Source organism: Spirosoma fluminis, from assembly GCF_054778895.1.
Genome location: NZ_BAAGZD010000001.1, coordinates 1 through 21,485 on the forward strand (window position 1 = coordinate 1; position 21,485 = coordinate 21,485).

Genomic DNA, 21,485 nt, shown 5'->3' on the forward strand with positions numbered 1-21,485 from the left:
GAGTGAGCTGGCTACGGCGTTGGTCAAGGACACTGTACCGCTAACACTGTACTGGTTAGTGGCCGATAAACACTCTGAAGGCGTGATGGCCATAGTTAGCACAGGAGCCGGGGTGACTGAGCAGGAAGCCGGTGCGGTGTAGATCAGACTAGCAGGTGTATAACCCTGTCCACTGACAGTGACCGTATGGGTGGATATGCCGGAGGTGAGCCCGCTCAGGCTGAAGTTAGCACTGCTTTGCCCTGCACTCACCGAGACTACTTGGCTCACAGTGCCATCCGTAATGGTTAAAGAACTGGCGATAGCATTGGTCAACGAAAGGCTACCACTCACACTATACTGGTTGATGGCAGATAGACACTCGGTAGGCGTAATGGCTAAGGCTAAAGCTGGTATCTGTTGGCAATTCGCTGGTGCTAGCGTAACGGTTCTATCCAGGTAGCACCCCGATGGGTTGTATACCCGCACGGTGTACTGTTTGGCCGCAGTTGGGTTTGGTAAGTTGCTGGCGATAATTCCAGTAGCGGGAACCGGTTTGGGCGAGCCCGATAACGAAGCGCTGGCGTTGAAATCACTTCCTTCCGAATACTGATACGTATACGTACTGGTGAAATTAGCTAATACAATCTGACCGCCAATTAGGGAGCTGCCGCTTACGCAACTGGTCGATACGGTTGTAACCGTGAAGCTAGGCAGAGGATTTTCTTCTATTATAAAAGGACAGCAACTGAAATCCGGACATTTCCCATCCTCATTGTCGATCGAAAGTTTGTATTCGCCGGGCTGAGTGATGTCTAAGGTATTGGTAGTGGAGGTGGTGATTTCAGTCGTTACTCCATCTACTGTACGAAACCACTGGTACTTGCTCCGGCCAGCCGGGCCCGTCAAGCGAAACGTATACTGATCGCCTGTGCAAACCGTAACCGGAACACTGGTACAGGCTACCGCAGTGTCGCCGGGTATGGTGGCTTTATTGTAGAGAACGCCAACACTATCTACTTTAACCTGATACGTTAACGACAGACTTTGTCCTCCGCTTAGTGACGTTACGTTCCAAAGATTGATCGGTGAGCCAACGGTAAAATTAGTGTTTTGGGGGGATACTGCCGATCCGGGAATGTAGGAAACCCCCTGACCGAGTGAGTCGCGAACCGTGGTTGATGCCGAAGTGCTACCGGTATTTGTTAATACTATAGTATAGGTCAGTATTCCGCCCACGCTAGCCTTTGACTTGTTAACCAGTTTGTTGAGCGTAAGACCTGGATTGGATACGCCAGGCTGCGCCAGGCTCACTAAAGAACTAAATAGCAAGGCAACTGTAAGCCACTGGAATTTAATAAGCCTGTTTGTAGTAAATGTTAGCATAATCCATCTGGTTGCATAGTTGAGCAGTCAGCATATTTGGCTAAAATGACGAGCTACTTGTCATTTTCCATTGTGGTGTGTTTTCTGAATTCGTTGTTACTCCGTCAAAAGACAAGGCGTTGGTCAGTTGATCCGTTGACCAGACGTTACCGTCAGCACGTGTCAAAATGTATGCCAACCGCACTTATTACGTATATCGGTCAATACATTTTAATTGATTGATGTATTATTAAACATAAAATATGTAAACACTTGTAATTGTGAATATTTAGTTACTTTCCGTCTTCTCGCGCTAAAGCCGTACCTTGCGAACAGGAACCAAGGTCTATATGCTAACTGGTTCAAATGAAATGAAGATTGGAAAACACGCTCTGGAAACCGAAGATCTGGTGGCTGCTAACCCGCTCATCGATACCTCTGGTACGGCTGCATCAACGAGCGCCGATCCGGCTCATGCACCGGCGGGCCGCATAAACGTATCGTCAGAAATAGGTACCTTAAAACGGTTGCTTATTCACAGCCCCGATCGGGGATTGGGAAAAGTGATCCCGTCAAAAGCGCAGGATTGGCTGTTTGAAGACATCGTTCACCTCGACATGATGCGCCGGGATGAGTATGATTACTACGTTAAAATTCTTCTGTACTTCCTTGACCCGGACAAAGTACGTGGTCAGATAAAAAAGCTGGGCCCTGATTCCAGTCGTTCATTCTTTAAACCCGACGATGACGATTACTTCCGGTCCGATAAGGTAATTGACATTCAATGTCTGTTGTCTGATATCTTAGCTGACCAGGGCATCCGTACGCGTATGGTCGCGGCTATTTGCGGCATCGAGCGTACATCGTTCCGCACGCAGCAATTGCTTAATGAATACGAGCCTGTGGAACTGGCCAAAATCATGATTTCAGGTTCGCTGCCCGACCGGACCATGCTGTTTGCGCCCCTGCCGAATTTTATTTTTACGCGCGACATCGGTATCGTTATCAACGATCATATTCTGCTGAATAAACCGGCTAAACTGGCCCGTACGCGCGAAGCGCTGTTGGCTCAGTATATTTTCTTTCACCATCCGCTTTTTGCCGATTATCGGGAGAACATTATTGAAATACCTGACAACGAGCACGCGTTTCTGTTGCCCGATGCAGATGTTGATCGCGATGTTACCCGTTCGACCCTGGAGGGCGGAGATGTGATGATGATTGCCCGGCGGCACCTGATCGTCGGTGTTAGCGAACGAACTACCTTGTACGCAGCCCAGCAGGTGATGCGGCTGGTATTTGCCAAAGATCTGGTCGATACGGTTACAATCGTTAAAATTCCCAAGAAACGCGATTACATGCACATCGACACCATTTTTACGCAGGTGAAACGTAACGTGTGGGTGTTGCTGGGGTCATTGGCGCGAACCGGCGACGAAGCCAAAAAAAGCGACGTTATTCATTTTTTTGCGCCGAAGGACGTTTCGGAAGAGTTGAAAATTTTACAGTTCACGAAAGGCCAGGAACAGAAACCTGTTGAGCTGGAGAACCTCGAAGATCTGCTGGCTTCGATCAGCGTAAACGACCTGGGCGTAACGGAGCCAGTACAGTTCATTTACTCGGGTAACAACGAGTTTCCGTTCGGAGCCCGCGAGCAGTGGACTGATTCCTGCAATTTGCTGGCCCTGAAAGATGGGGTTGTGGTTGGCTACGACCGCAACCAGAAAACCGCTGAGGCCTTTCGCGAAGCCGGGTTTGATGTAGTGGAAGCCGCTACGTTGCTGGACCGATTCGAACGGGGCGACGCAGCACCCGATACCATCAAAAATACGTTTATTATGTTGCCATCGGCCGAATTAAGCCGCGCTCGTGGTGGTTCGCACTGCATGAGCTTACCGTTGTTGCGGGAGGAGGTGTAAAGTGTCCGAGCAAGAACGTGCTTGCAGTAAAGGCCCGCCAGTTCACACTAGCGGGCCTTCTTTAATTATACATGAAAAGCTGACGCCGTGGCGGGGATAAGCGTCAGCAACTGATTTGTAGAAATTTTTAGCTTAAGCGGGCTGCGCTTCAACCGAAGCCGGATACCCTCTTGTAGCCAGGGATTCTGCCATATCCAGATAAGCCGCCGGGTCGGCCGGAGCCCAGGTTGCCAGGCCATCCACGTAACGGTTAAACATGCAGAAAGCGGCCGCAATCAATACAGTATCGTGAATATCCCGATCGGTTGCACCCTGTGCGCGGGCGTGGGCTATTTGGTCGGGCGTAACGTGTTTACCGCCTTGCCGCACACTGTCCGCTATGACGAGTAAGGTTTTTAGTTTATCGGATATCGGCGCTGTGGTAGGGTCGGCCCAAACCTGAGCTACGGTCTGATTCTCTCGCCCGAGTACGTAGTCAGCAACCGCTCCGTGACAAGTCGAGCAGAAGAAGCAGTCGTTCTGCCGGGACGTATACGAGGCTATCAGCTCACGTTCGCCCTGCGTCAGTGAGTCACTGGCGTTGGTACGTAACAATACTTCGGCTAAGGCGTTCAGGGGTTTGGTCGTTTCGGGGCTAAAAGCCATAGGCCCTACAATACCGGGTAATCCCTCGGGTAATGCAATGTGTGGCATTCGTGTAAAGAGTTAAGTAAGAAATAGGTTTTATGAATTGGGCAGGCGGAGTAAAATCGCCGGAAGATGACAACGCCAAGTTAATGATCGTTTTCAGGATAGGCAAATGCAACAGGTCTGTTTGTCAGTTAGTTCATAGGTTGATTAACGGGTAGTAGTACCGGCTTTCTGAAAAATGTACGTCTTGTCTATGGTTAGTGGGTCAGTCTTTGAACAGGCAGAGAATCGTCCGCTGCTGAACCCGGAGGCACGACGTGTAGTCAAGTCAGAACGATGCCGTTGATAAGCGAACGCAGCAGTTTTATGTACTCCGAAAAAACGGTTGCAGTGCCAAAAGTTTTGCCGACTTGGTAATCAATTGCGCTATCAATACTAATTTGCTTACTCTTTCGACAATACTGACTGATCAACTGGTTAACTTCTTATGCAATCGCAAGCTACTTCCCGTATACTCATGATTCGCCCTGTTCGCTTTGGTTTCAACGAGCAAACCGCCGAATCGAACGCGTTTCAGGACATAAAAATGGCCGCGCAGACGAAGGACGTAGCCCAGGAAGACGCCCAGCGCGAATTCGACGAGATGGTACGTCAGCTCCGGGCAATCGGTGTAGACGTTATGGTCTATGACGATACGGTAGAGCCGTACACGCCGGACTCCATTTTTCCGAACAACTGGGTATCGTTTCACGCCAGCGGTACGGTTGTGCTGTATCCGATGCAGGCCGAAAACCGGAGACTGGAACGGAGGACCGACATTATTGACGATCTGGCCAAGCGTTACCACGTAGCAAAAGTCGTTGATCTGACTCATTTCGAACAGGAAGGTAAATTTCTGGAAGGGACCGGCAGCATGGTACTCGACCGGATGCACCGCGTCGCCTTTGCCAGCCTGTCACCCCGAACGCACCCCGACGTGCTGGCAGAGTTCAGCCGCCAGACTGGTTACCGGACTTTATCGTTTCATGCCGCCGACCAAAACGGTAAGCCTATCTACCACACCAACGTACTGATGTGCATTGCCGATACGTTTGTGGTTGTGTGCCTGGCCGCGATCAGTAATCCCGATGAACGGCTCATGGTTCGGCAGGAACTGGAGCGACTCAACAAGCGGATCATCGACATTTCGCTGGAGCAGATGGCCAATTTTGCCGGTAATATGCTCATGATCACAACCCAAAAAGGCCAGAAACTGCTGGTTATGTCGACACGGGCGTTTGAGTCACTGACCGCCAAGCAGATCGATCTGCTGGACGACTATGCTACGTTGCTGCATTTTGATCTGTCGATGGTCGAAGCCAATGGCGGAGGTTCGGCACGCTGTATGATGACCGAAGTACATCTACCCCTGAAATAGATTAAGAAAGAGTTGATCGAGACTGGATAGTTGCCCGATCAACTCTTTTTTTATCTTGTTGTTTGCACATACAAATATTATACCTTACTTTTGTCTCTCAATAGACAGAAGATATATGAACCAAGACGCTAACATAGCTACGGACCAGGAGTCGAAAACTGAAACCCGCTACAGTGCGTGTTTACTGTTTTCGGCCAATGCCTTAGCAAGAGCCATCACGGCGATTGGCGACGAGGAGTTCGGACGCTTTGGTCTTTCGTACTCCCACGCTTATCTGCTGTGCGAAGTGGTTGATCAGCCCGGTATAACCCCATCCGAGCTAAGCGAAAGGTTATGCCTGACTCCATCGACCATCACCCGGTTGGTTGAGAAGCTGGAACAGAAACAACTGGTTCGGCGGGAATCGGAAGGAAAAAAGACCCTGATTTATTCCACGCCCGCTGGTGAGGAAATAAAACCAGCGGTTTCCGAAGCCTGGAATCGGGTAGGGGCCCGGTATTCGCAGTTGATTGGTGAGCAGAACGTTTGCCAGTTAACCCAGCAGGTATTCAAAGCGGCCAAGGCGCTCGATGAGCCTTAACCGTTTTTTTAATGAAAGTTATTGTATGTGCAAGCAAACTAAACAGCCAGATCATTATGAAAACTAACGACGAAACGGTATGCCTCGTGTCGGGCAAGGCAAAGGCTACCACCAAAGATGTGTGCCGACTATTGGCCAAAGAAGGGATTTCGGCTATTGTAGTCGAGAAAGACAAACATGAAATACACGAACCTGAGGCCGAAACGACCACACAGCACTGGTCCGGTCAGCCGGGTAAAGACCTGTTCTTCAATGGCTGGAAACTTCTATTCTAATTATTAAGCGATCAGGTATGCAGTACGTTATCACGGGTTCGATTGGCCATACCGGCAAGCCGATTACCGAGGGGTTGGTCAAGGCAGGCCATACCGTAACAGTTGTTACCAGTAAGCAGGACAACGTTCCAGCGATTGAAGCGCTCGGTGCAAAGGCCGCTGTGGGTACCATTGAAGACGTTGCGTTTCTGACACAGGCCTTTGCCGAAGCGGATGCGGTTTATCTGCTCATACCCGGAAAACGGGGCATCCCGGATTTGCGAACGTACCAGAACCAGATTATCGACAATTACATTGCCGCCATTCGGGCGAACGACATTCGATTTGCGGTGCTGCTGAGCAGCGTTGGGGCCGACCTGGGCGAAGGTACCGGTCCCGTTGACGGATTGTATGATGCCGAGCAGAAACTGAAACAGGTTGCGGGGCTGAATATAAAGCTGCTGCGTCCGTCTTATTTCATGTATAACTTGTCGGGTCTGATCGGCATGGTCAAGGCTATGGGGATGATGGGAAGTAACTTTGGTGAGGAGCCCATTCTCCTGACCCATACCGATGATATTGCCGAAGTCGCCCTGCAGGAACTGCTCAACCTTGATTTTACGGGCCAGCGGGTACGCTACATTTCCAGTGACGAACGAACCGGTTCCGAAATTGCCAACGTACTGGGCGAAGCCATCGGCAAACCTGATCTGCCCTGGGTTGTGTTCTCGGATGAACAAAGTACGCAGGGGTTCCTGCAGGCGGGATTCAGTCCGGAAATGGCTCAGAATTATACCTGGCTTGGGCAGTCCATGCGGGATGGAACAATGCAGGCTGATTTCTTCAGGAACAAACCTGTTTATGGGAAGATAAAGCTTGACGAGTTTGCTACAAACGAATTTGCACCGGCGTATAAAGCGTAACGCCCTCACCAACCACACCTACCAGAACCGGATGGCCGAACAGGTTATCCGGTTTTTTGTTGGCTTATCGGTTCAGGTATGGCTCCTCACCGGACGTAATCCGGAAAATAAACAGCCCCGAACGTATTGAGCCCGGTTGCTCTTTATTCCCCAGCGGATAAGCCGATAAAGAGAAAGTTCTAGTATCTTGGACTGATAGAGCAACGTTCCGGCTTCGGATTGCGTCATTCAACTAAACTTAGAACTTTTTAGAACAGATGAAACTCATTAATACGGCTTTGATTGTGGCGCTAACGGCCCTGGCGAGCCCCCTGGTGTACGGGCAGAATGCGAATGCCATTGTGGGTAATGGCGAGATCGTCAAGCAGCAGCGGACGGTCGGCAGCTTCGACAAACTAAACGTGCGGGTTGGTATGCGCGTACGTATCGTTACCGGCGACGCGGGCACGGCGGATCTGGAAGGAGAAAGCAATATTCTGGAGCATGTAGTGACCGAGGTTAAAAACGGCGAGCTGACCGTTATGCTGGCGCAGAATAAAAGCTATAACCAGACCAAAGGTGTTACGGTAACCATTCACGTACCGAAACTCGACCGAATTCTGGTGAGCACAGGCTGCACGGTCGAATCTGAACTGCCGATTAAGTCCAACAACCTGACCGCGACCGTAGAGACAGGCAGCCGCTTAACCGCTCCCATTGCGGCAAAAACGCTGAAACTAATTGTCAGAGATGGTTCCCGAGCCAGCCTTCAGGGGAAAACTACCGAAGCTGATATCCAAATGTCGGGCGCCGGAAATCTGGATGCCAGTAAGTTGACAGTAGCCCGCGCCGATATCCGACTCGACGGGGCCAGCCGCGCCGACATTCACGTAACCGAAACCTTAACGGCTGAGGCAGATGGCGTTAGCACGGTGAATTACACCGGTAACCCAACCGTGAAGTCGCAGATTGCCAACGGTCTGTCCAGGATTCGCAAGCAGGGCTAAACTGATCGGTGATTTATGAGTTACGATGTATGAGCATCTGCTGAACCTTCAGGTCGAAGGAGTCAGTAGGTACTCATACATCGTACTGCATAAATCGTTATGAAAACCGCTCTTATTACCGGTGCCAACTCCGGCATTGGCTTAGCCACGGCCAAAGCACTCGCTCAACGGTCGTTCAATTTAATTTTACTATGTCGGAACCGGCAAAAAGGGCTTGCCGCGCAGGCCGAAGTACAGCGGGCCAATCCGGCCGTGAAAGTCGACTTATTTCTGGTTGATCTGGCCGATCTTGATTCCGTACGTCAAGTGGCTCAGGATATAAAATCAACTTACCCTAAAATTGACGTACTTATCAACAACGCGGGCTACACACCTGCCCGCCTGGAGTTCGTTGACGGCATCGAAAAATCGTTTTATGCCAGCCATATCGGCCATTTTGTACTCACCCATCACCTGCTCGATGTCTTAAAAGCGGCAAAGGCTACCGGCGAACCTGCCCGAATCATTACGCTTTCGTCAGCGGCCTACCTGGGTGGCCGGACGTCCCGCTTTTTCCGGAAGATCGACGACTTGTCTCCTACCTTCGCGTATTGTGACGATAAACTAGCTAACCTGCTGTTTGCCAAAGAACTCGCCCATCGCCTGGCCAGCGAGGGTATTGTATCGTACTCGGTGCATCCGGGAGCCGTTCGCACAAATTTTGGGGCCGATACGCCGGGTTTGCTAGGGAAAGTGTTCGCGTTGGCGGGACCACTAATGCGTTCGCCGGAGAGGGGCGCCGAAACCTCGATCTTTCTGGCATCCGCTCCGCTCAAACTGATTGGGGAACGTAACAACGGCGCTCTCTTCGCCGATAGCCGACCGAAAACCACCCATAATCGGGACATTACCGACGAGAAAGCCAGGTGGCTCTGGGAGAAAACGATGCCGTTTGTGTGAGTACACAGGAGCGAAGCCACGTAACGATGAGGCTATGTGGCTAGCTAACTAAAAATTGGCAAAACAAAAATGGCAACACCCAGGCGGCCGTTGCCATTCTATAACCCACTCTATGAGAAATTTATAGGCTATCGGCCACCTAGGGGAAATATATAGCCAACGGCTGCCTGACAGAAAATTATATTCGCATCGGTGGCAAAGCCGTTGTCGATGTCGCCTAGTGGATAATGACCACGAACTTCGACTGTAAAGTGACCAGGACCCGCCAGTATAGCCGCTCCTACACCAGCAGCCGCTCCAAAGCCAAATCGGCCTGATGTTCCATCCAGCGATTCTTTCTGACCATCAGCACGGGCGCTGGCCAAATAAGAGCCATACGGCCCTACATTCAGAAAGAAACGGTTACCCTCATAGGTACCGGACGAAATCTTGAGGAATAAAGGCACTTCGATTTGATCAGCCGCAATAGTTGATGAAAATCCCAGAACAGTGATTTTCGAGCTATACCGGGCGTAATTGATTTCGGGTTGAAATGAGAGTGCCCCTTTCCCAAAAGTAAAGGATATGCCGCCCACAAACCCAACCGCTGGTTTAGCGAATGAATTTTCTTCGGTATAAGCCAGATACGTAACGCCACCCCGAATACCGATCCGAACGCCCGATGAACTGCCGTCATCCTTGGGTGAGGCCGCTGCTGATGACTGCGTTCGGCTGGACGTCTGGGCCATGACGGGCTTCTGAGTCTCGGTTTCGACGGCTGCCTGACTGGCTACCACTGGCGACGAAGTTGGTGCCTGGGCGGCTGGTTTCTTAGTTTGGCTGTGATACTGATCGTAGAGTTCCTGCCTCCGATTCGAAGAAGTCGACTGAGTAGATGAACCCGCCTGATCAGTGGAGGAGGCATCCGTCGCTGCGGGGCGAGTAGCCGGTGGTTTAACCGCCGACCGACTTGTAGTGCCCGGCTTTGTTGTGCTGTTCTGAGCGACCGATAGGCTGATGGGTAACAAACTCAGAATCAGAAATGAATAATAGCGTTTCATTGGATACGTAGTCAGATACTGGTTATGTAAGATTAGTCGCTAAAGTATCAAAATCCGTAACAGCACTGAGGAAACGGTCGGGCAGTTGAGCATACGGTTGTTTTCTGGTAAACAATTTAGGCCTCGCGGGAGTAAGATGAGTACTATGAAAACTGAACATCAACGTACGGCGCTGATTACGGGCGCTAATAAAGGCATCGGCAAAGAGATTGCCCGGCAACTGGCCCAGCAGGGATTTGCTGTATTTATTGGTGCCCGCGATATGACGAAAGGCCGGGAAACCGCCGAAGAATTGTGCAGTGAGGGCTACGAGGCCACGTTTATCCACCTTGATGTAACTGATCCGGTCAGTATCAAAAATGCCTGTGGTACGTTCTCGCAAAAAGCGGATCACCTCGATGTGCTGATCAACAACGCAGCCGTTCTGGAAGATCACGGAGAGAACATCCTGAAACTGAACGCCGAAATGCTGGAGCGGACGTTCAAGGCGAATGTTATCGGACCGATATTAGTTATTCAGGATTTTTTGCCGCAACTACAGCGCAGCCAAACCGGGGGACGCATTATCAACGTATCAAGCGGGGCGGGCGCGCTGACGAGCATGCATACGTATGCACCGGCGTATAGCATCTCAAAAACCGCGCTGAACGCCGTTACCAAGCAGTTTGCGGGTGCGCTGAAGCAGCATAACGTCGCCGTGAACTGCGTTGATCCGGGCTGGGTACGTACCGATATGGGTGGACCCAATGCGAGTCGTCCGGTTGAGAAAGGGGCTGAAACCATCGTTTGGCTGGCAACGGAAGCGGCTCAATCCGAAACCGGCAAGTTCTGGCACGACCAACAGGAAGTGGATTGGTAGCTAAAGTTGGAGTCAATTGACTAACGAGTATCAATTCGCGAACACATAAGGAACATACGTGGCCTGGTTTCGGTTAATTGTCCTGAACAGGCACTTATTAACCAGATCATCGGTTAAATTTGCACGTGTAAATGACTCCGTAGCTCAGTTGGTAGAGCAATTGACTCTTAATCAATGGGTCGACAGTTCGAGCCTGTCCGGGGTCACGTTTAAAGCAGTCACTTATGAGGTAAAACTTGTAAGTGACTTTTTATTTGTACACAGGCCGGTTTCACTTTCTCCGGTCGCCCACGACTTATATGCTGAAGTAGTTTGTTCAACTCGCCCAACGACAACAAGGGCTGATGGATGATGACGCCACTTACCTGAACGAACCTAGTGTCAACCTTTACACCCCTTGTTAGGATGTACTGTTAAATTGCAACTGTCTGATAATCAAGCATCCTTAAAAAGAGCAATTTAACAGTACTTCTGGGTTCGTTCGCTGGCGAACACGGTGGCAGTTGGGCTGCAAACCCTCCTTATCGGCGAGCGTCCTGTCGACGGGAAGCTTCCCCACCAGAGCGCACAAAACGCTCATTCTGAAATTAATTTGTTTTCTGAGACACAAGAGCAATTTGAACTGGATAAGAAAAGCCAAACGGGTAATCATGTTTGTTTCCTTCTAATTCAATTAGGTGTCCCCACATATTTCTGCTTCCAACGCCAAAAAACCATTTGGGCATTTCAATCATCCTGTCGCTGTTGTCAACACTATAGCCGGACGCCTTGGAAAGCCAAAAAAAACTGTAAGTCCCCATAAATTCTGTCTCAAGATGCATGACGACACTAACAAACTCTATGTCTTCTAAAATGCGTTCAAATTTTAGAACGTATTCTGTCCAAAAGTCTTCAACAGCTTTATAAGTAGCACCAAATGTTATAATAAGCTCCTCATAAAATAATCGCCCTGTCGTTGTTCCAACTTTAAACATTTCTGGAGAAATGTATAAAAAGGAATCATCAATCGGCATTTGTTCGAAATACGTTTTTACTTTATCAAAGTCTTTGTTGACTGTAATTCGGCCATAGACTGTCGATTGTGTTCCCACTCCTGTTTATATATTGTAAGGTTAACTAAATTACGTATAACTCGTGTCGACCGAAGCTGACAAACGAGCCCCAAAGCTCACTTTTGAGACGTGCGCCCTGTCGCCAGTAACCTGCCTTGCAAGCACATTTTGGCCGGTTCACCCAACATATACAAGTACGCCAATTCACTTAACCACATCTTGTTGATAATCAGCAATAAATAGTTAAGTGGATATGCTTTGTAATAGCTATATTTCCTAACAGACAATAGCACAATGGTAAGCTATTCGCCGTATTTCATCAAACGAAATGACTAAACGGTATAGACTGTTTTTTTGCGGGACATAAGAGATTTACATACCCATCGCCAGCTTCACCGCTTCATAGGCGTTGAGTAAGCCGCCCGAACGACTCAGGTTCTTAAAAGGGACCATATCGGCTGAGCGCCCCGGTTTTCGTACCATAACCTCCGGCTTATAGCTGCTTCTCAGGAGGATGTCTTTCACCTGTACTGCCGAGAGCTTCGGGAAGTAAGCGCGGAGGAGGGCGGCAACCCCCGCTGCGTTCGGAGCCGCCATGCTTGTACCCGAAAAGCTGGCGTACTGATTGTTCGGCAACGTAGACAGAATCTCGGTGCCCGGCGCAAACAGATCAACCGTCTCGACGCCATAATTGGAGGAGCGGCTGGGCAACCCGGACCCGATGCGCCACGTACTGTTACCAACAACCAGGACATTCTGCGCCACCTGCCCGTTCTCGTACCGGGCTGATGGATAGGCGGGGATCGAATCATAGTTCTCACCGTTATTTCCGGCGGCATGAACAATGAGCACATCCTGTTCTTCAGCGAAGCGAATGGCGGCATCAACCTGGGCTTTGAACGGCGATAATCGTTTGCCAAAACTCATATTGATGACTTTGGCCCCGTTCTCAACCGCGTAACGGATGCCGTTCGCTACGTCTTTGTCACGCTCATCGCCATTGGCGGGCACAACCGATACGGGCATAATACGTACGGCATCAGCTACCCCATCAATGCCACGGCCGTTGCCCCGTTTGGCCCCAATAATACCCGCTACGTGGCTGCCATGTACCGCCAGTTGCTGCGACTGACCAATGCGCATGGTTGGGCTTCCGTAATACCGTTCCGTAGGGTTAGTTGGATCGTCGCCAACGGCTTTACGAGCGCTGTAGTCAGGGTTGAACGCAATCTCGGCTTCCCCCGCCGACAGTTGCCGAAACCGGGTCCAGTTCTCGCGGATAATTCCAAGGTACGTATCGAACGTACCGTACTGCGGGTCGTACACGTCGGCCAGCACATTTCGGATGGCGATAGCGGCTGAATCTCGGCCCAGGTCAACGGCCCGGATGGTTTGCCGGGTGATACCGGTGCCGGGCAGCCGGGCAGAAAGCTGATTGGCTATGCGCCAGAACCGGGCGGTATCGGCAAAAGCCAGCCGTTTGGGTCGTCCGGCCTGGTAGCGTTGCAGATACTGTTTTTTTGCCGCCTGATACGTATCGTACTGCCGTTTCTCGTAAGGACTGAGTCTGGCTGGATTCGCCCTATCGTATTTGGCTTTTAGCAGCAGATACGTCTGCGTAATTTCCGGTTGGTCGTATTCATATGTAGTGCCATCTTTGGCACCCATAAAATTCCAGCCGTTTATGTCATCCGCGTAGCCGTTTTTGTCGTCGTCAGTACCGTTGCCGGGTATTTCCTTCGGATTGGTCCAGATCACATCTTTCAAATCCTCGTGCGCCAGGTCAACGCCTGAGTCGAGTACGCCCACGATGACCGGAGTAGGGGTGAGCCCTTTTAGCAACGCATACGCCTTATATAAACTCATACCAGCTACTGAATCGGCCGCTGGGTCGAGGTAAGGCCAGTTGCGGGGAGGCTGGTTTGCACTGCTACGTACCCGCGTGAACAGCGTTTTGGCATCGAAACTGTTCTGACGCTCCAGGCAGTCGTCCCGAATGGGTAGAATCGAGAACTGCTCGCCGTTGTTCAGATAAGCAATTCGATAGAAGCCTGTAATGCTGGTGCCACAGGGATTCTGACCCGCAATCTTCCGAATTGTAAGGGTATCGCCCAACTGCTCATACTGCATGGTTTCGATGGGCGTGCGGTCGGCCTGCGAGTTAATGTAAAGGGTATCGCTACGAAACGTCAGAAACACGCGTACATCCGTCAATATGGTGCCCTGCCAGCGCGAATTACGAATGGGCAGTTGAGCCTGGGCAACGTGCGAAAATCCCAGAAGACTGGATAAAATCAGCAGAGCAGCGATTCGCGTTATCATAGTATGGTCAACGGTCTGATCAGACGAACATCTCTTTGTGGAACACAATCCCTGTACCGCGCAATGTGGTTTTGCCCGTGGCGGGATCAACCACATTGCAGCTGATTTCGGCGGTGTGTCGCTTCGTGTCGATGGACTTACACTCAAACCGCGCTTCGTAGTCGGTATCCGGGTACATAGGCCGGACGAACTCCAGCATCTGCGAGAGGTGAACACCCCCCGTACCGCCAAAGTCCCGACCGAAGACGCGGGCAAATACGCTGGCGCTTAACATGCCGTGCATGATGGGGCGTTTAAAGGTCGTTGTGGCCGCAAATTCCGGGTCAAGGTGAAGCGGATTATCGTCGCCGGTTACCTCGGCGAATTTGCGGACGTCGTCCTGTGAAAAATGATACCGGTAGCTATACGTATCGCCGACTTGCATAGGTCAAAGAGTGAATAGGACCGCAACGGCGGACCGTCGCCGAAGCGGAGTGAATGAGCGAAAGGGTGACTAACGAATATCGCTCATGCAAGCACTCTTTCGCTCATTCACTCTTTCGCTCTTTATGTCTACCAACGTATCAACGCCGAGGCCCAGGTAAAGCCGCTGCCAAATGCCGATAAACAGATGAGCTGACCATCCTGAATTTTACCGGCTTGCCAAAGTTCGCTCAGCGCAATCGGAACCGAAGCCGACGTTGTGTTGCCGTAGTGCTGGATGTTGTTCCACAGTTTGCTGGCCGGTAAGTTCATCTTGCGCTGCACGCTTTCTAAGATACGCAGATTAGCCTGATGCATCACAAAAAAATCAACGTCATCAAGCGTATAGCCATTGGCACAAACCGCTTCGCAGATGACCTGCGGAAACTTTTCAAATGCTTTTTTTACGACCTGTAATCCTTTGAACACACCCGTAAACAGATGAGGCAGCTCGAACGGACCGTCGTTCGGATGGATAAAGGCGTGCTCGGCGTCGAGGTACTGCGGCTTGTATTTGTTGAAATGATAATTTCCGTGACTGCCCGGATTGATGATCGACAATTCCTCGGCATAGGTGCCATCAGCGTGCAGATGCGTCGACAGAATGCCCCGGCCCGCTTCGTCGGTAGGTTGCAGTACGACCGCTCCGGCCCCATCGGCAAATAAAACGGCTACGTCGCGACCCCGCGCACTATAGTCGAGGTTAAACGACTGCCGCTCCGCCCCAACGACCAGGATGTTTCGATACGTTCCGGTTTTAATGAACTTATCGGCCACAGAGAGCGCGTATAGAAAGCCGGAGCACTGATTTCGGATGTCGAGTGCTCCAACCTCGTTGCGGGTAATGCCTAACTCCCGCTGAAGCAGTACTCCACAGCCCGGCACTAAATAATCGGCGCTCATGGTCGCAAATACAATGAAATCAATATCGTTCGGCGTAATACCCGCCCGGTCAATGGCCATGCGGGCGGCTTCGGTACCGAGTGTCGTCGCCGTTTCTTCGCCCGATTTGGCAAATCGGCGTTCGCGAATGCCCGTTCGTTCTTCAATCCAGGCCGCATCGACCTCCATTCGAGGGGCTAACTCGGCATTCGGAACGACTCGTTCGGGTAGAAAATGACCAATACCGGCGATTCTTGAGTTGAGCATCAATGTATAATGAAATGTGCAGTGGTCTGTAGGATAACGCTGAGCAACGAGCTCGTGGGGTGTTCTAAGGACATAACTGATTTAGTGATCATTTGTCCGCAAAAAGCTAAAAACAAAAAGCCCTCCGCGCTAACGGAAGGCTTCTTTAAAGCGGTTACGCAATTGCTAGTTATCCGTAGCCAGATTGTTCAGCGCCAGTTCGGTCGACGAAATTGGCCAGATGTACCCGGATTCCGTTGGGCCTTTGGCCGGGGCCGTTCCCTTAGCCGGAATGGGCTGCAGCAAGCGAACCAAATCGTTATTTCGTAAGCCTTCGCCCAGAAACTCGATCCGCCGTTCCAGCAGAATCGCATTCGCTAAATCGGTAGCCGAGGCAAAGTTAGCTGCGGTATAAGTTGTAGCCGCATCCGACCGGTTACGTACGGCACTCAGCAGGGCAACGGCCTGCGGGTCAACGGTGTTCGTGCTGCGCACTTTAGCTTCTGCCAGGTTCAGTAACACCTCCGCGTAACGAATCACCGGCACGTAGTCGGTGTAGGGGCTAGCCGCTTTGTACTTCGTCAGCCAGCTTTTCGCCGTAGCGCCCGTGCCCGTTTGGCGGATCAGCGACCGGCGCTTGTCGGTGGCTGTCCAGCTTGGTTCGGCAATAATGCCTTTCGGGTTCAACGAGTACTCGGCATTACCGACGCCACCGTTGGCCGAAGTCGGCGAATAGTAATACGCCAGCTGGTTCTGCGTACCCGGAAAGTCGCCCGTTGTCGAGGTCATCGGCATCGAGAAAATAGACTCCGGATTGACATAAGCCGTGAACACGGTCGTGATGTCGGGCTGCAACTGATGGGCAACACCCGTAGGTGCTTTGAACGGAGCAGTCGCACTAACGATCTTATTCGCTTCCGTGATCACGCTGGCGTAGTTCTGCATCGTCAGATACACCCGCGTTTTTAGGGCAATAGCCGTGTTCTTGTGCGCACGGGTTGTGTTGTCAGAAGCTGTGGTATACGTAGCGGGCAAAGCGGCTTCGGCTTCGTTCAAATCTTTCAGGATCTGCGTGTACACTTCCGCTACGGTGCTTCTGGCCAGATTCGATTGACCCACAGTCGTAATTCCATTCAACCGCAGGGGAACGCCTGGTTTGTTGCCGTTGCCATCGGCGTACGGACGAGCGTAATACTGAAGCAGGCTGTAATAGCTCAGCGCCCGGATCAGCTTAGCTTCGGCAACGTACTTGGCGGCTGTTTCAGCACCGACTATGTTTGCACCACTGGCCGCCATACCATCAATGAAGATGTTACACTTGTTGATGGTCAGGTACGCATAATACCACAGGTTAACGACAGCCGTAGCTCCGTTGGTCGCGTTCAGGTTCCACACATCGGCACCCGTAACCAGGTTCGAGGTCTCGTTAATAAAATCTTCACCCCGGATATCGCCGTAAATCAGGTAGCGGCCGCCGTAAAAATTCCCGTCTTTCAGCGCGCCGTATAACGACAGCAGCTGGGTATTGACGCGGGTGGTGGTGCTGAACGCCGATGCGTCGGATACCGCTGTCTGCGGAATTGGGGTAAGCAAATCTCGATTGCATGAACCTAAGCCCAGCAGCAGGGTGCAAGCGAGTACTGATGAATATAATTTCGTTTTCATGATGCTCTTCTTGTAATAAAATTAGAAACCAGCTCTCAGACCAACGGTGATGGTACGTGCGTTACCGATCGTGTTCCGGTCGACGCCCTGGCTGGTATTGCTACCAGTGCCAATACCGTTCGACGATACTTCGGGATCTGGACCGGGGTATTTGGTGAGTACCGCCAGGTTCTGGCCGCTCACGTATACGCGCAGGTTGTTAATGCGGGCTTTGGTGGTTAAGCTATTGGGTAAGGTGTAGCCGAGCGTAACGCTGCGAACTTTCAGGAAATCTCCTTTAAATACGTTAATGTCCAGCGGGAAGGCGGAGCCGTTCGATACGTTGTCGTTGAAGACTGGCCGTGGGTATTTCTTGCCCGTATCGCCTTCTTTCTGCCAGGCATCGGTCAGCACATCCCGGTCGTTGTTCCAGAAGCGCTGATCGTGCAGACCGGCGTTGGTACCGTAATACACCGAAAAGCCGAGCTGGTAGGTAAGCAGAACGCCCAGATCGAAGTTCCTGTACTTGAAATTGTTGTCCCAGCCACCGTATTGTTTCGGGTTTACGTTCGCGTACATAACCGCGTCGGCAGCCTGCGTAATCGACGTACCACCCGTTGGGCTCACATACCGCGTTTTTCCGTCGGGCGTAGTCGAATAGTTGAACTGACCCGATGGCGCGTAGAACTGGTAATACACGTTCTGACCGGCTGAATTCACGAAAATCCGTTTTCCCGTTGCCGGATCAACCCCGTTCGTCCGTACTACCCACAACTGACCCAGCGAATAACCCGGAGCGGTCTGGTTAACGGTTTCCAGACTAGACGTACCGGTTTGAATCACGTTCAGGCCCGGTGCCAGAGCCGTTACTTCGTTCTTATTGAACGTAATATTGAAGTTAGAGCTCCACTGGAAATTTGGCGTGTTGATTATGCGGGCGTTCAGCGATAGTTCGAGCCCTTTGTTATACATCTTACCCACGTTCTGCGGAGGATACACAACGCTCGTGACGGGGCCAAGCGGACCCGGAATACCGGTTGATGGAGCCTGCGCTACGTTTAGAATCAGATTGTCGATATCATTTTTGTAGTAGGCTACTTCACCCGTGATCCGGTTGTTCAGCAAGCCGAACGTAAAGCCCAGGTCGGTTTTTGTACTCGTTTCCCACTTAAGGCTTGAGTTACCCACGGTCTGGAAATACAATGTAGCCGCGCCACCGTACAAACCCGAACCGTAGAGCGAGTAGGGGGTGTAATCATTGATACCGCCAATGTTGCCTACTTTGCCGTAGCTGGCCCGCAGCCGGAAGCTGGTGAAAACATTATCCAGGCTGGCTGATTTCCAGAACCCTTCCTGAGCTATCTCCCAGCCCGCCGACAGGCCATAGAACGTTCCTTTTTTGACCCCTAATGCCGAATACTCATCCTGGCGTAAGTTACCGCTCAGGAAATACTTCTCTTTAAAATTATAGTTCAACCGGCCGAAGGCAGACAGCAGATAGTTCTCGCCATACGCCAGGTTCGACGCGTTGTTGGTTACCCAACCCGCCTGAATCACGGTGTAGTCGGGATCCGACAACGTTTGGCGGGTCAGTCCGTAGCCGCGCGTGGTGGTGCGCTGCTGCTCCTGACCCAGCAGCAGGCTCAGGTTATGCGCACCGGCAATGGTACGGTCAAACTGAGCGGTGTTGGTCCACAACCAGGTTTTCAGCTTTCGGAAATTGCTGACCGCGTTACCGGTCGATGCGTAACCATCACTGGAAATTGGCGCCTGGAACAGGTCATTATCAATTAGCAGGTAGTCAATGCCGTACGTACTCCGTAGCGTGATCCAGTCCAGCGGCTTAAACTGAATATAGGCATTCGACTGAATGTGATTGTTCTCCGTATTCGACCGGTTCAGGTCTAACGTTGGAACGGGGTTTGGGTACGAAATAGACGTACCCGCAATGTTGTTGGCAAAGCCGATAGCCGAGCCGTTTACATTATACGTACCATCGTTGTTATAAGGCGAGAGTAGCGGAGGCAGCACCAGACCTACCCGGCCTAAACCGCTGGTGTTGAAGGCTTCCCCGTTGAGCGAGCCCGAAGAACCGGCGGCTAGGTTTTGCTCGTTCGAGAAGGCGATTTTACCGCCAATCGTCACCAGTTTACCCAGTTTGCTGTCGACGTTAAACAACGTATTGATGCGGTTGAAATCGTTCTTGCGCAGAATCCCCTGTTGACCCGTGTAGCCTACTGAGAAGTAATAGTTCGTGTTTTCGCTGCCGCCCGATACGTTTACGTTATGGCTTTGCGAGACGCCCTGCCGATAGATGTAATCGTACCATTTCGTGTCGATTGGGTTGCCGTTGGCGTCGTTCGTCTGCGTAAACTTCACCGCCGTAGCCGTCGGGTTGTTAGCTGCAGCTGCCGTCTTATAGTTGATATATTCCTGCGCGTTCAGCAACTGAGGCAACCGATACGTATTGGAGAAACCTACCCAACCGTCGTAGTTAACCCGAACTTTGCCCGATTTGCCGCGTTTGGTCGTGATGAAAACAACACCGTTGGCGGCCCGGCTTCCGTAGATCGCCGTGGCAGCCGCGTCCTTGGCTACGTCCATGCTTTCAATGTCGTTCGGATTGATGCTGGCCAGCGGGTTACTGGGCGCGTTGGTAGATCCCTGATCGCCGGTGAACGTAGGGACACCATCGACAATGATCAAGGGGTACGAGCTTAGCGAGATTGAATTTGTGCCCCGAATCCGGAAGACCGGCGGGTTATTCAGGACGCCGTTCGGAACCGTGATCTGAACCCCCGGTGTACGGCCGGCCAAACCAGACTCGAAGCTCTGGATAGGCATCTGAGCGATAGCCGCTCCTTTCACCGTAGCGATGCTGCCGGTGGCATCCTGCCGACTTTGGGTCCCGTAGCCGATAACGACGACTTCGCTGAGCTGCTGCGCATCGCCTTTTAAGGAAATGTTGACCGTTGACCGGTTGTTAACGGCAACTTCCTGTGAGGTATAACCAATAAAACTGAACACTAACGTGCCGTTGGGAGAAGCCGAAATCCGGAAGTTACCGTTGGCATCGGTATTCGTTCCCCGATTTGCTCCTTTTACCTGTACAGTCACACCCGGTAAGGCGGACCCGTCGTCTGATGAAGTGACACGGCCGCTAACCACTACATCCTGTGCCAGAGCTGGCAGGCAGATAAGTAAGAAAAACAGCCAAATACCTAATAAAATTTTACGCATACGATAGGTAAGTTTAAAATTATAAAGTAATTGCATTAAACTGGGATACAAATATAAGAGTAAGACTATCACTCAGAAGGATATAGTATTCTAAAATTTTACGTTCATGTTCCAGTTTATTCGGTGAAAAGCCATTAACTCAATAAAAACAAAAAGCCCTCCGTTTGGGCGGAGGACTTTAATTGATACGCGCAAAGCGGATTTTATGGAGTAATCCGGGCGCGAACCTGCTGGGTAACAATCTGGGTGTTGTCATCCAGCGTCACCAGGAAGATAAAGGCAATCTCACGGGGAGTCGCTGCCGTACCAGGCGTTGTCACTACCGCCGGATACTTCGTTTTGAAGGCCGCCAAGGTAGTTTCAAAAACCGCCGTTGTACCTGTAGCCGCAATCGGAGCTGCGTTGAAGATAGCAGCCGCTGTGTTTAGCGAACCAGGATTTATAGCCGTAGCCCCAGCCGCCACTTTTGTAATCTCCTTTATTGACCGGCCGGTGCTGGCTGGTATCGAGAGCGTAAATTTAATCGCTCCGTTACCGGCTGCGGATACCTCAATGAAAGGGTTACCACCAAAGGTAGTGGCGCCAGGGAACGTTACGGGTACCGCCGGACGATTGTCGCGAACGAGCGGACCATATTCTAAATCGTCTTTGCAGGCAAAGTTAGTGAGCACTAATGTCGCTAACAGGAAGCCTTTTATGAATGTCAGTTTCATGCGTTTTGCTTGACTAAAAACTAAGGTTTACTA

The 21,485-nt window shown here is 51.2% G+C and carries 19 protein-coding genes and 1 tRNA gene; 10 read left to right on the top strand and 10 right to left on the bottom strand.

Going from position 1 to position 21,485, the window contains the following annotated elements; translation table 11 throughout:
• Window positions 1-1,365: hypothetical protein (locus ACYVBJ_RS00005; RefSeq protein WP_460980250.1), on the bottom strand; the 1,365-nt coding region annotated here is incomplete at its 3' end.
• 350 nt (window positions 1,366-1,715) lie between these two features.
• Between ACYVBJ_RS00005 and ACYVBJ_RS00010 the strand changes: the two genes are divergently transcribed.
• On the top strand, window positions 1,716-3,263 hold the full coding sequence (locus tag ACYVBJ_RS00010) for an arginine deiminase family protein (RefSeq protein ID WP_460980251.1): 1,548 nt from the start codon (window positions 1,716-1,718) through the stop codon (window positions 3,261-3,263).
• Window positions 3,264-3,395: 132 nt separating this feature from the next.
• Here the strand turns inward: ACYVBJ_RS00010 and ACYVBJ_RS00015 are convergent, their stop codons facing one another.
• Entirely contained in the window at window positions 3,396-3,956 is a 561-nt protein-coding gene (locus ACYVBJ_RS00015; RefSeq protein ID WP_460980252.1) for a carboxymuconolactone decarboxylase family protein, read from the bottom strand.
• A gap of 424 nt (window positions 3,957-4,380) precedes the next feature.
• Here ACYVBJ_RS00015 and ctlX point away from each other — a divergent pair, with 424 nt between their 5' ends.
• From ctlX to ACYVBJ_RS00050, 7 genes are all read left to right on the top strand, one after another.
• The gene (gene ctlX / locus ACYVBJ_RS00020; RefSeq protein WP_460980253.1) at window positions 4,381-5,310 is read left to right on the top strand and encodes a citrulline utilization hydrolase CtlX; all 930 of its coding nucleotides are present in this window, start codon (window positions 4,381-4,383) and stop codon (window positions 5,308-5,310) included.
• Between the two features lie 115 nt (window positions 5,311-5,425).
• Window positions 5,426-5,890, top strand: coding sequence for a MarR family winged helix-turn-helix transcriptional regulator (locus ACYVBJ_RS00025; protein ID WP_460980254.1), 465 nt, complete (start codon window positions 5,426-5,428; stop codon window positions 5,888-5,890).
• A gap of 56 nt (window positions 5,891-5,946) precedes the next feature.
• Entirely contained in the window at window positions 5,947-6,165 is a 219-nt protein-coding gene (locus ACYVBJ_RS00030) for a hypothetical protein (protein ID WP_460980255.1), read from the top strand.
• Between the two features lie 17 nt (window positions 6,166-6,182).
• The gene (locus tag ACYVBJ_RS00035) at window positions 6,183-7,067 is read left to right on the top strand and encodes an NAD(P)H-binding protein (protein ID WP_460980256.1); all 885 of its coding nucleotides are present in this window, start codon (window positions 6,183-6,185) and stop codon (window positions 7,065-7,067) included.
• Window positions 7,045-7,197, top strand: coding sequence for a hypothetical protein (locus tag ACYVBJ_RS00040; protein ID WP_460980257.1), 153 nt, complete (start codon window positions 7,045-7,047; stop codon window positions 7,195-7,197). The genes ACYVBJ_RS00035 and ACYVBJ_RS00040 overlap by 23 nt, the downstream gene beginning before the upstream one ends.
• A 127-nt stretch (window positions 7,198-7,324) precedes the next feature.
• Window positions 7,325-8,053, top strand: a complete 729-nt coding sequence (locus ACYVBJ_RS00045) for a head GIN domain-containing protein (RefSeq protein ID WP_460980258.1) — start codon at window positions 7,325-7,327, stop codon at window positions 8,051-8,053.
• A 99-nt stretch (window positions 8,054-8,152) separates the two neighbouring features.
• Entirely contained in the window at window positions 8,153-8,992 is an 840-nt protein-coding gene (locus ACYVBJ_RS00050; RefSeq protein WP_460980259.1) for an SDR family NAD(P)-dependent oxidoreductase, read from the top strand.
• 128 nt (window positions 8,993-9,120) lie between these two features.
• On the opposite strand, the gene ACYVBJ_RS00055 is transcribed toward ACYVBJ_RS00050, so the two are convergent.
• The gene (locus tag ACYVBJ_RS00055; protein ID WP_460980260.1) at window positions 9,121-10,032 is read right to left on the bottom strand and encodes a porin family protein; all 912 of its coding nucleotides are present in this window, start codon (window positions 10,030-10,032) and stop codon (window positions 9,121-9,123) included.
• 145 nt (window positions 10,033-10,177) lie between these two features.
• On the opposite strand from ACYVBJ_RS00055, the gene ACYVBJ_RS00060 reads away from it, so the two are divergent.
• Both ACYVBJ_RS00060 and ACYVBJ_RS00065 read left to right on the top strand, forming a co-directional pair.
• Window positions 10,178-10,891, top strand: a complete 714-nt coding sequence (locus ACYVBJ_RS00060; protein ID WP_460980261.1) for an SDR family oxidoreductase — start codon at window positions 10,178-10,180, stop codon at window positions 10,889-10,891.
• A gap of 133 nt (window positions 10,892-11,024) precedes the next feature.
• Window positions 11,025-11,097, top strand: a tRNA-Lys gene (locus tag ACYVBJ_RS00065).
• Between the two features lie 381 nt (window positions 11,098-11,478).
• Here the strand turns inward: ACYVBJ_RS00065 and ACYVBJ_RS00070 are convergent.
• The 7 genes from ACYVBJ_RS00070 to ACYVBJ_RS00100 all read right to left on the bottom strand — a co-directional run bounded on the left by ACYVBJ_RS00070 (window position 11,479) and on the right by ACYVBJ_RS00100 (window position 21,452).
• The gene (locus ACYVBJ_RS00070) at window positions 11,479-11,982 is read right to left on the bottom strand and encodes a hypothetical protein (protein ID WP_460980262.1); all 504 of its coding nucleotides are present in this window, start codon (window positions 11,980-11,982) and stop codon (window positions 11,479-11,481) included.
• 333 nt (window positions 11,983-12,315) lie between these two features.
• On the bottom strand, window positions 12,316-14,265 hold the full coding sequence (locus ACYVBJ_RS00075; protein WP_460980263.1) for a S8 family serine peptidase: 1,950 nt from the start codon (window positions 14,263-14,265) through the stop codon (window positions 12,316-12,318).
• A 19-nt stretch (window positions 14,266-14,284) separates the two neighbouring features.
• The gene (locus ACYVBJ_RS00080; RefSeq protein WP_460980264.1) at window positions 14,285-14,689 is read right to left on the bottom strand and encodes a MaoC family dehydratase; all 405 of its coding nucleotides are present in this window, start codon (window positions 14,687-14,689) and stop codon (window positions 14,285-14,287) included.
• A 128-nt stretch (window positions 14,690-14,817) separates the two neighbouring features.
• Window positions 14,818-15,876: a 3-oxoacyl-ACP synthase III family protein gene (locus ACYVBJ_RS00085; protein WP_460980265.1), complete on the bottom strand. Its 1,059-nt coding sequence runs from the start codon at window positions 15,874-15,876 to the stop codon at window positions 14,818-14,820.
• Window positions 15,877-16,041: 165 nt separating this feature from the next.
• Entirely contained in the window at window positions 16,042-17,520 is a 1,479-nt protein-coding gene (locus ACYVBJ_RS00090) for a RagB/SusD family nutrient uptake outer membrane protein (RefSeq protein ID WP_460980266.1), read from the bottom strand.
• A 21-nt stretch (window positions 17,521-17,541) separates the two neighbouring features.
• Window positions 17,542-20,739 (bottom strand): SusC/RagA family TonB-linked outer membrane protein, encoded by a 3,198-nt coding sequence (locus ACYVBJ_RS00095; protein ID WP_460980267.1) that lies wholly within the window; start codon window positions 20,737-20,739, stop codon window positions 17,542-17,544.
• A 203-nt stretch (window positions 20,740-20,942) separates the two neighbouring features.
• Window positions 20,943-21,452 carry a hypothetical protein gene (locus tag ACYVBJ_RS00100; RefSeq protein WP_460980268.1) on the bottom strand — a complete coding sequence of 170 codons (510 nt, stop codon included), beginning with the start codon at window positions 21,450-21,452 and terminating at the stop codon, window positions 20,943-20,945.
• Window positions 21,453-21,485: the final 33 nt, after the last annotated feature.

Coding starts and splice junctions, on each gene's coding strand:
- ACYVBJ_RS00030 (WP_460980255.1), top strand. CDS start 5,947: ATGAAAACTAACGACGAAACGGTATGCCTCGTGTCGGGCAAGGCAAAG.
- ACYVBJ_RS00055 (WP_460980260.1), bottom strand. CDS start 10,032: ATGAAACGCTATTATTCATTTCTGATTCTGAGTTTGTTACCCATCAGC.
- ACYVBJ_RS00060 (WP_460980261.1), top strand. CDS start 10,178: ATGAAAACTGAACATCAACGTACGGCGCTGATTACGGGCGCTAATAAA.
- ACYVBJ_RS00015 (WP_460980252.1), bottom strand. CDS start 3,956: ATGCCACACATTGCATTACCCGAGGGATTACCCGGTATTGTAGGGCCT.
- ACYVBJ_RS00025 (WP_460980254.1), top strand. CDS start 5,426: ATGAACCAAGACGCTAACATAGCTACGGACCAGGAGTCGAAAACTGAA.
- ACYVBJ_RS00050 (WP_460980259.1), top strand. CDS start 8,153: ATGAAAACCGCTCTTATTACCGGTGCCAACTCCGGCATTGGCTTAGCC.
- ACYVBJ_RS00095 (WP_460980267.1), bottom strand. CDS start 20,739: ATGCGTAAAATTTTATTAGGTATTTGGCTGTTTTTCTTACTTATCTGC.
- ACYVBJ_RS00085 (WP_460980265.1), bottom strand. CDS start 15,876: ATGCTCAACTCAAGAATCGCCGGTATTGGTCATTTTCTACCCGAACGA.
- ACYVBJ_RS00100 (WP_460980268.1), bottom strand. CDS start 21,452: ATGAAACTGACATTCATAAAAGGCTTCCTGTTAGCGACATTAGTGCTC.
- ctlX (WP_460980253.1), top strand. CDS start 4,381: ATGCAATCGCAAGCTACTTCCCGTATACTCATGATTCGCCCTGTTCGC.
- ACYVBJ_RS00035 (WP_460980256.1), top strand. CDS start 6,183: ATGCAGTACGTTATCACGGGTTCGATTGGCCATACCGGCAAGCCGATT.
- ACYVBJ_RS00090 (WP_460980266.1), bottom strand. CDS start 17,520: ATGAAAACGAAATTATATTCATCAGTACTCGCTTGCACCCTGCTGCTG.
- ACYVBJ_RS00075 (WP_460980263.1), bottom strand. CDS start 14,265: ATGATAACGCGAATCGCTGCTCTGCTGATTTTATCCAGTCTTCTGGGA.
- ACYVBJ_RS00010 (WP_460980251.1), top strand. CDS start 1,716: ATGAAGATTGGAAAACACGCTCTGGAAACCGAAGATCTGGTGGCTGCT.
- ACYVBJ_RS00080 (WP_460980264.1), bottom strand. CDS start 14,689: ATGCAAGTCGGCGATACGTATAGCTACCGGTATCATTTTTCACAGGAC.
- ACYVBJ_RS00045 (WP_460980258.1), top strand. CDS start 7,325: ATGAAACTCATTAATACGGCTTTGATTGTGGCGCTAACGGCCCTGGCG.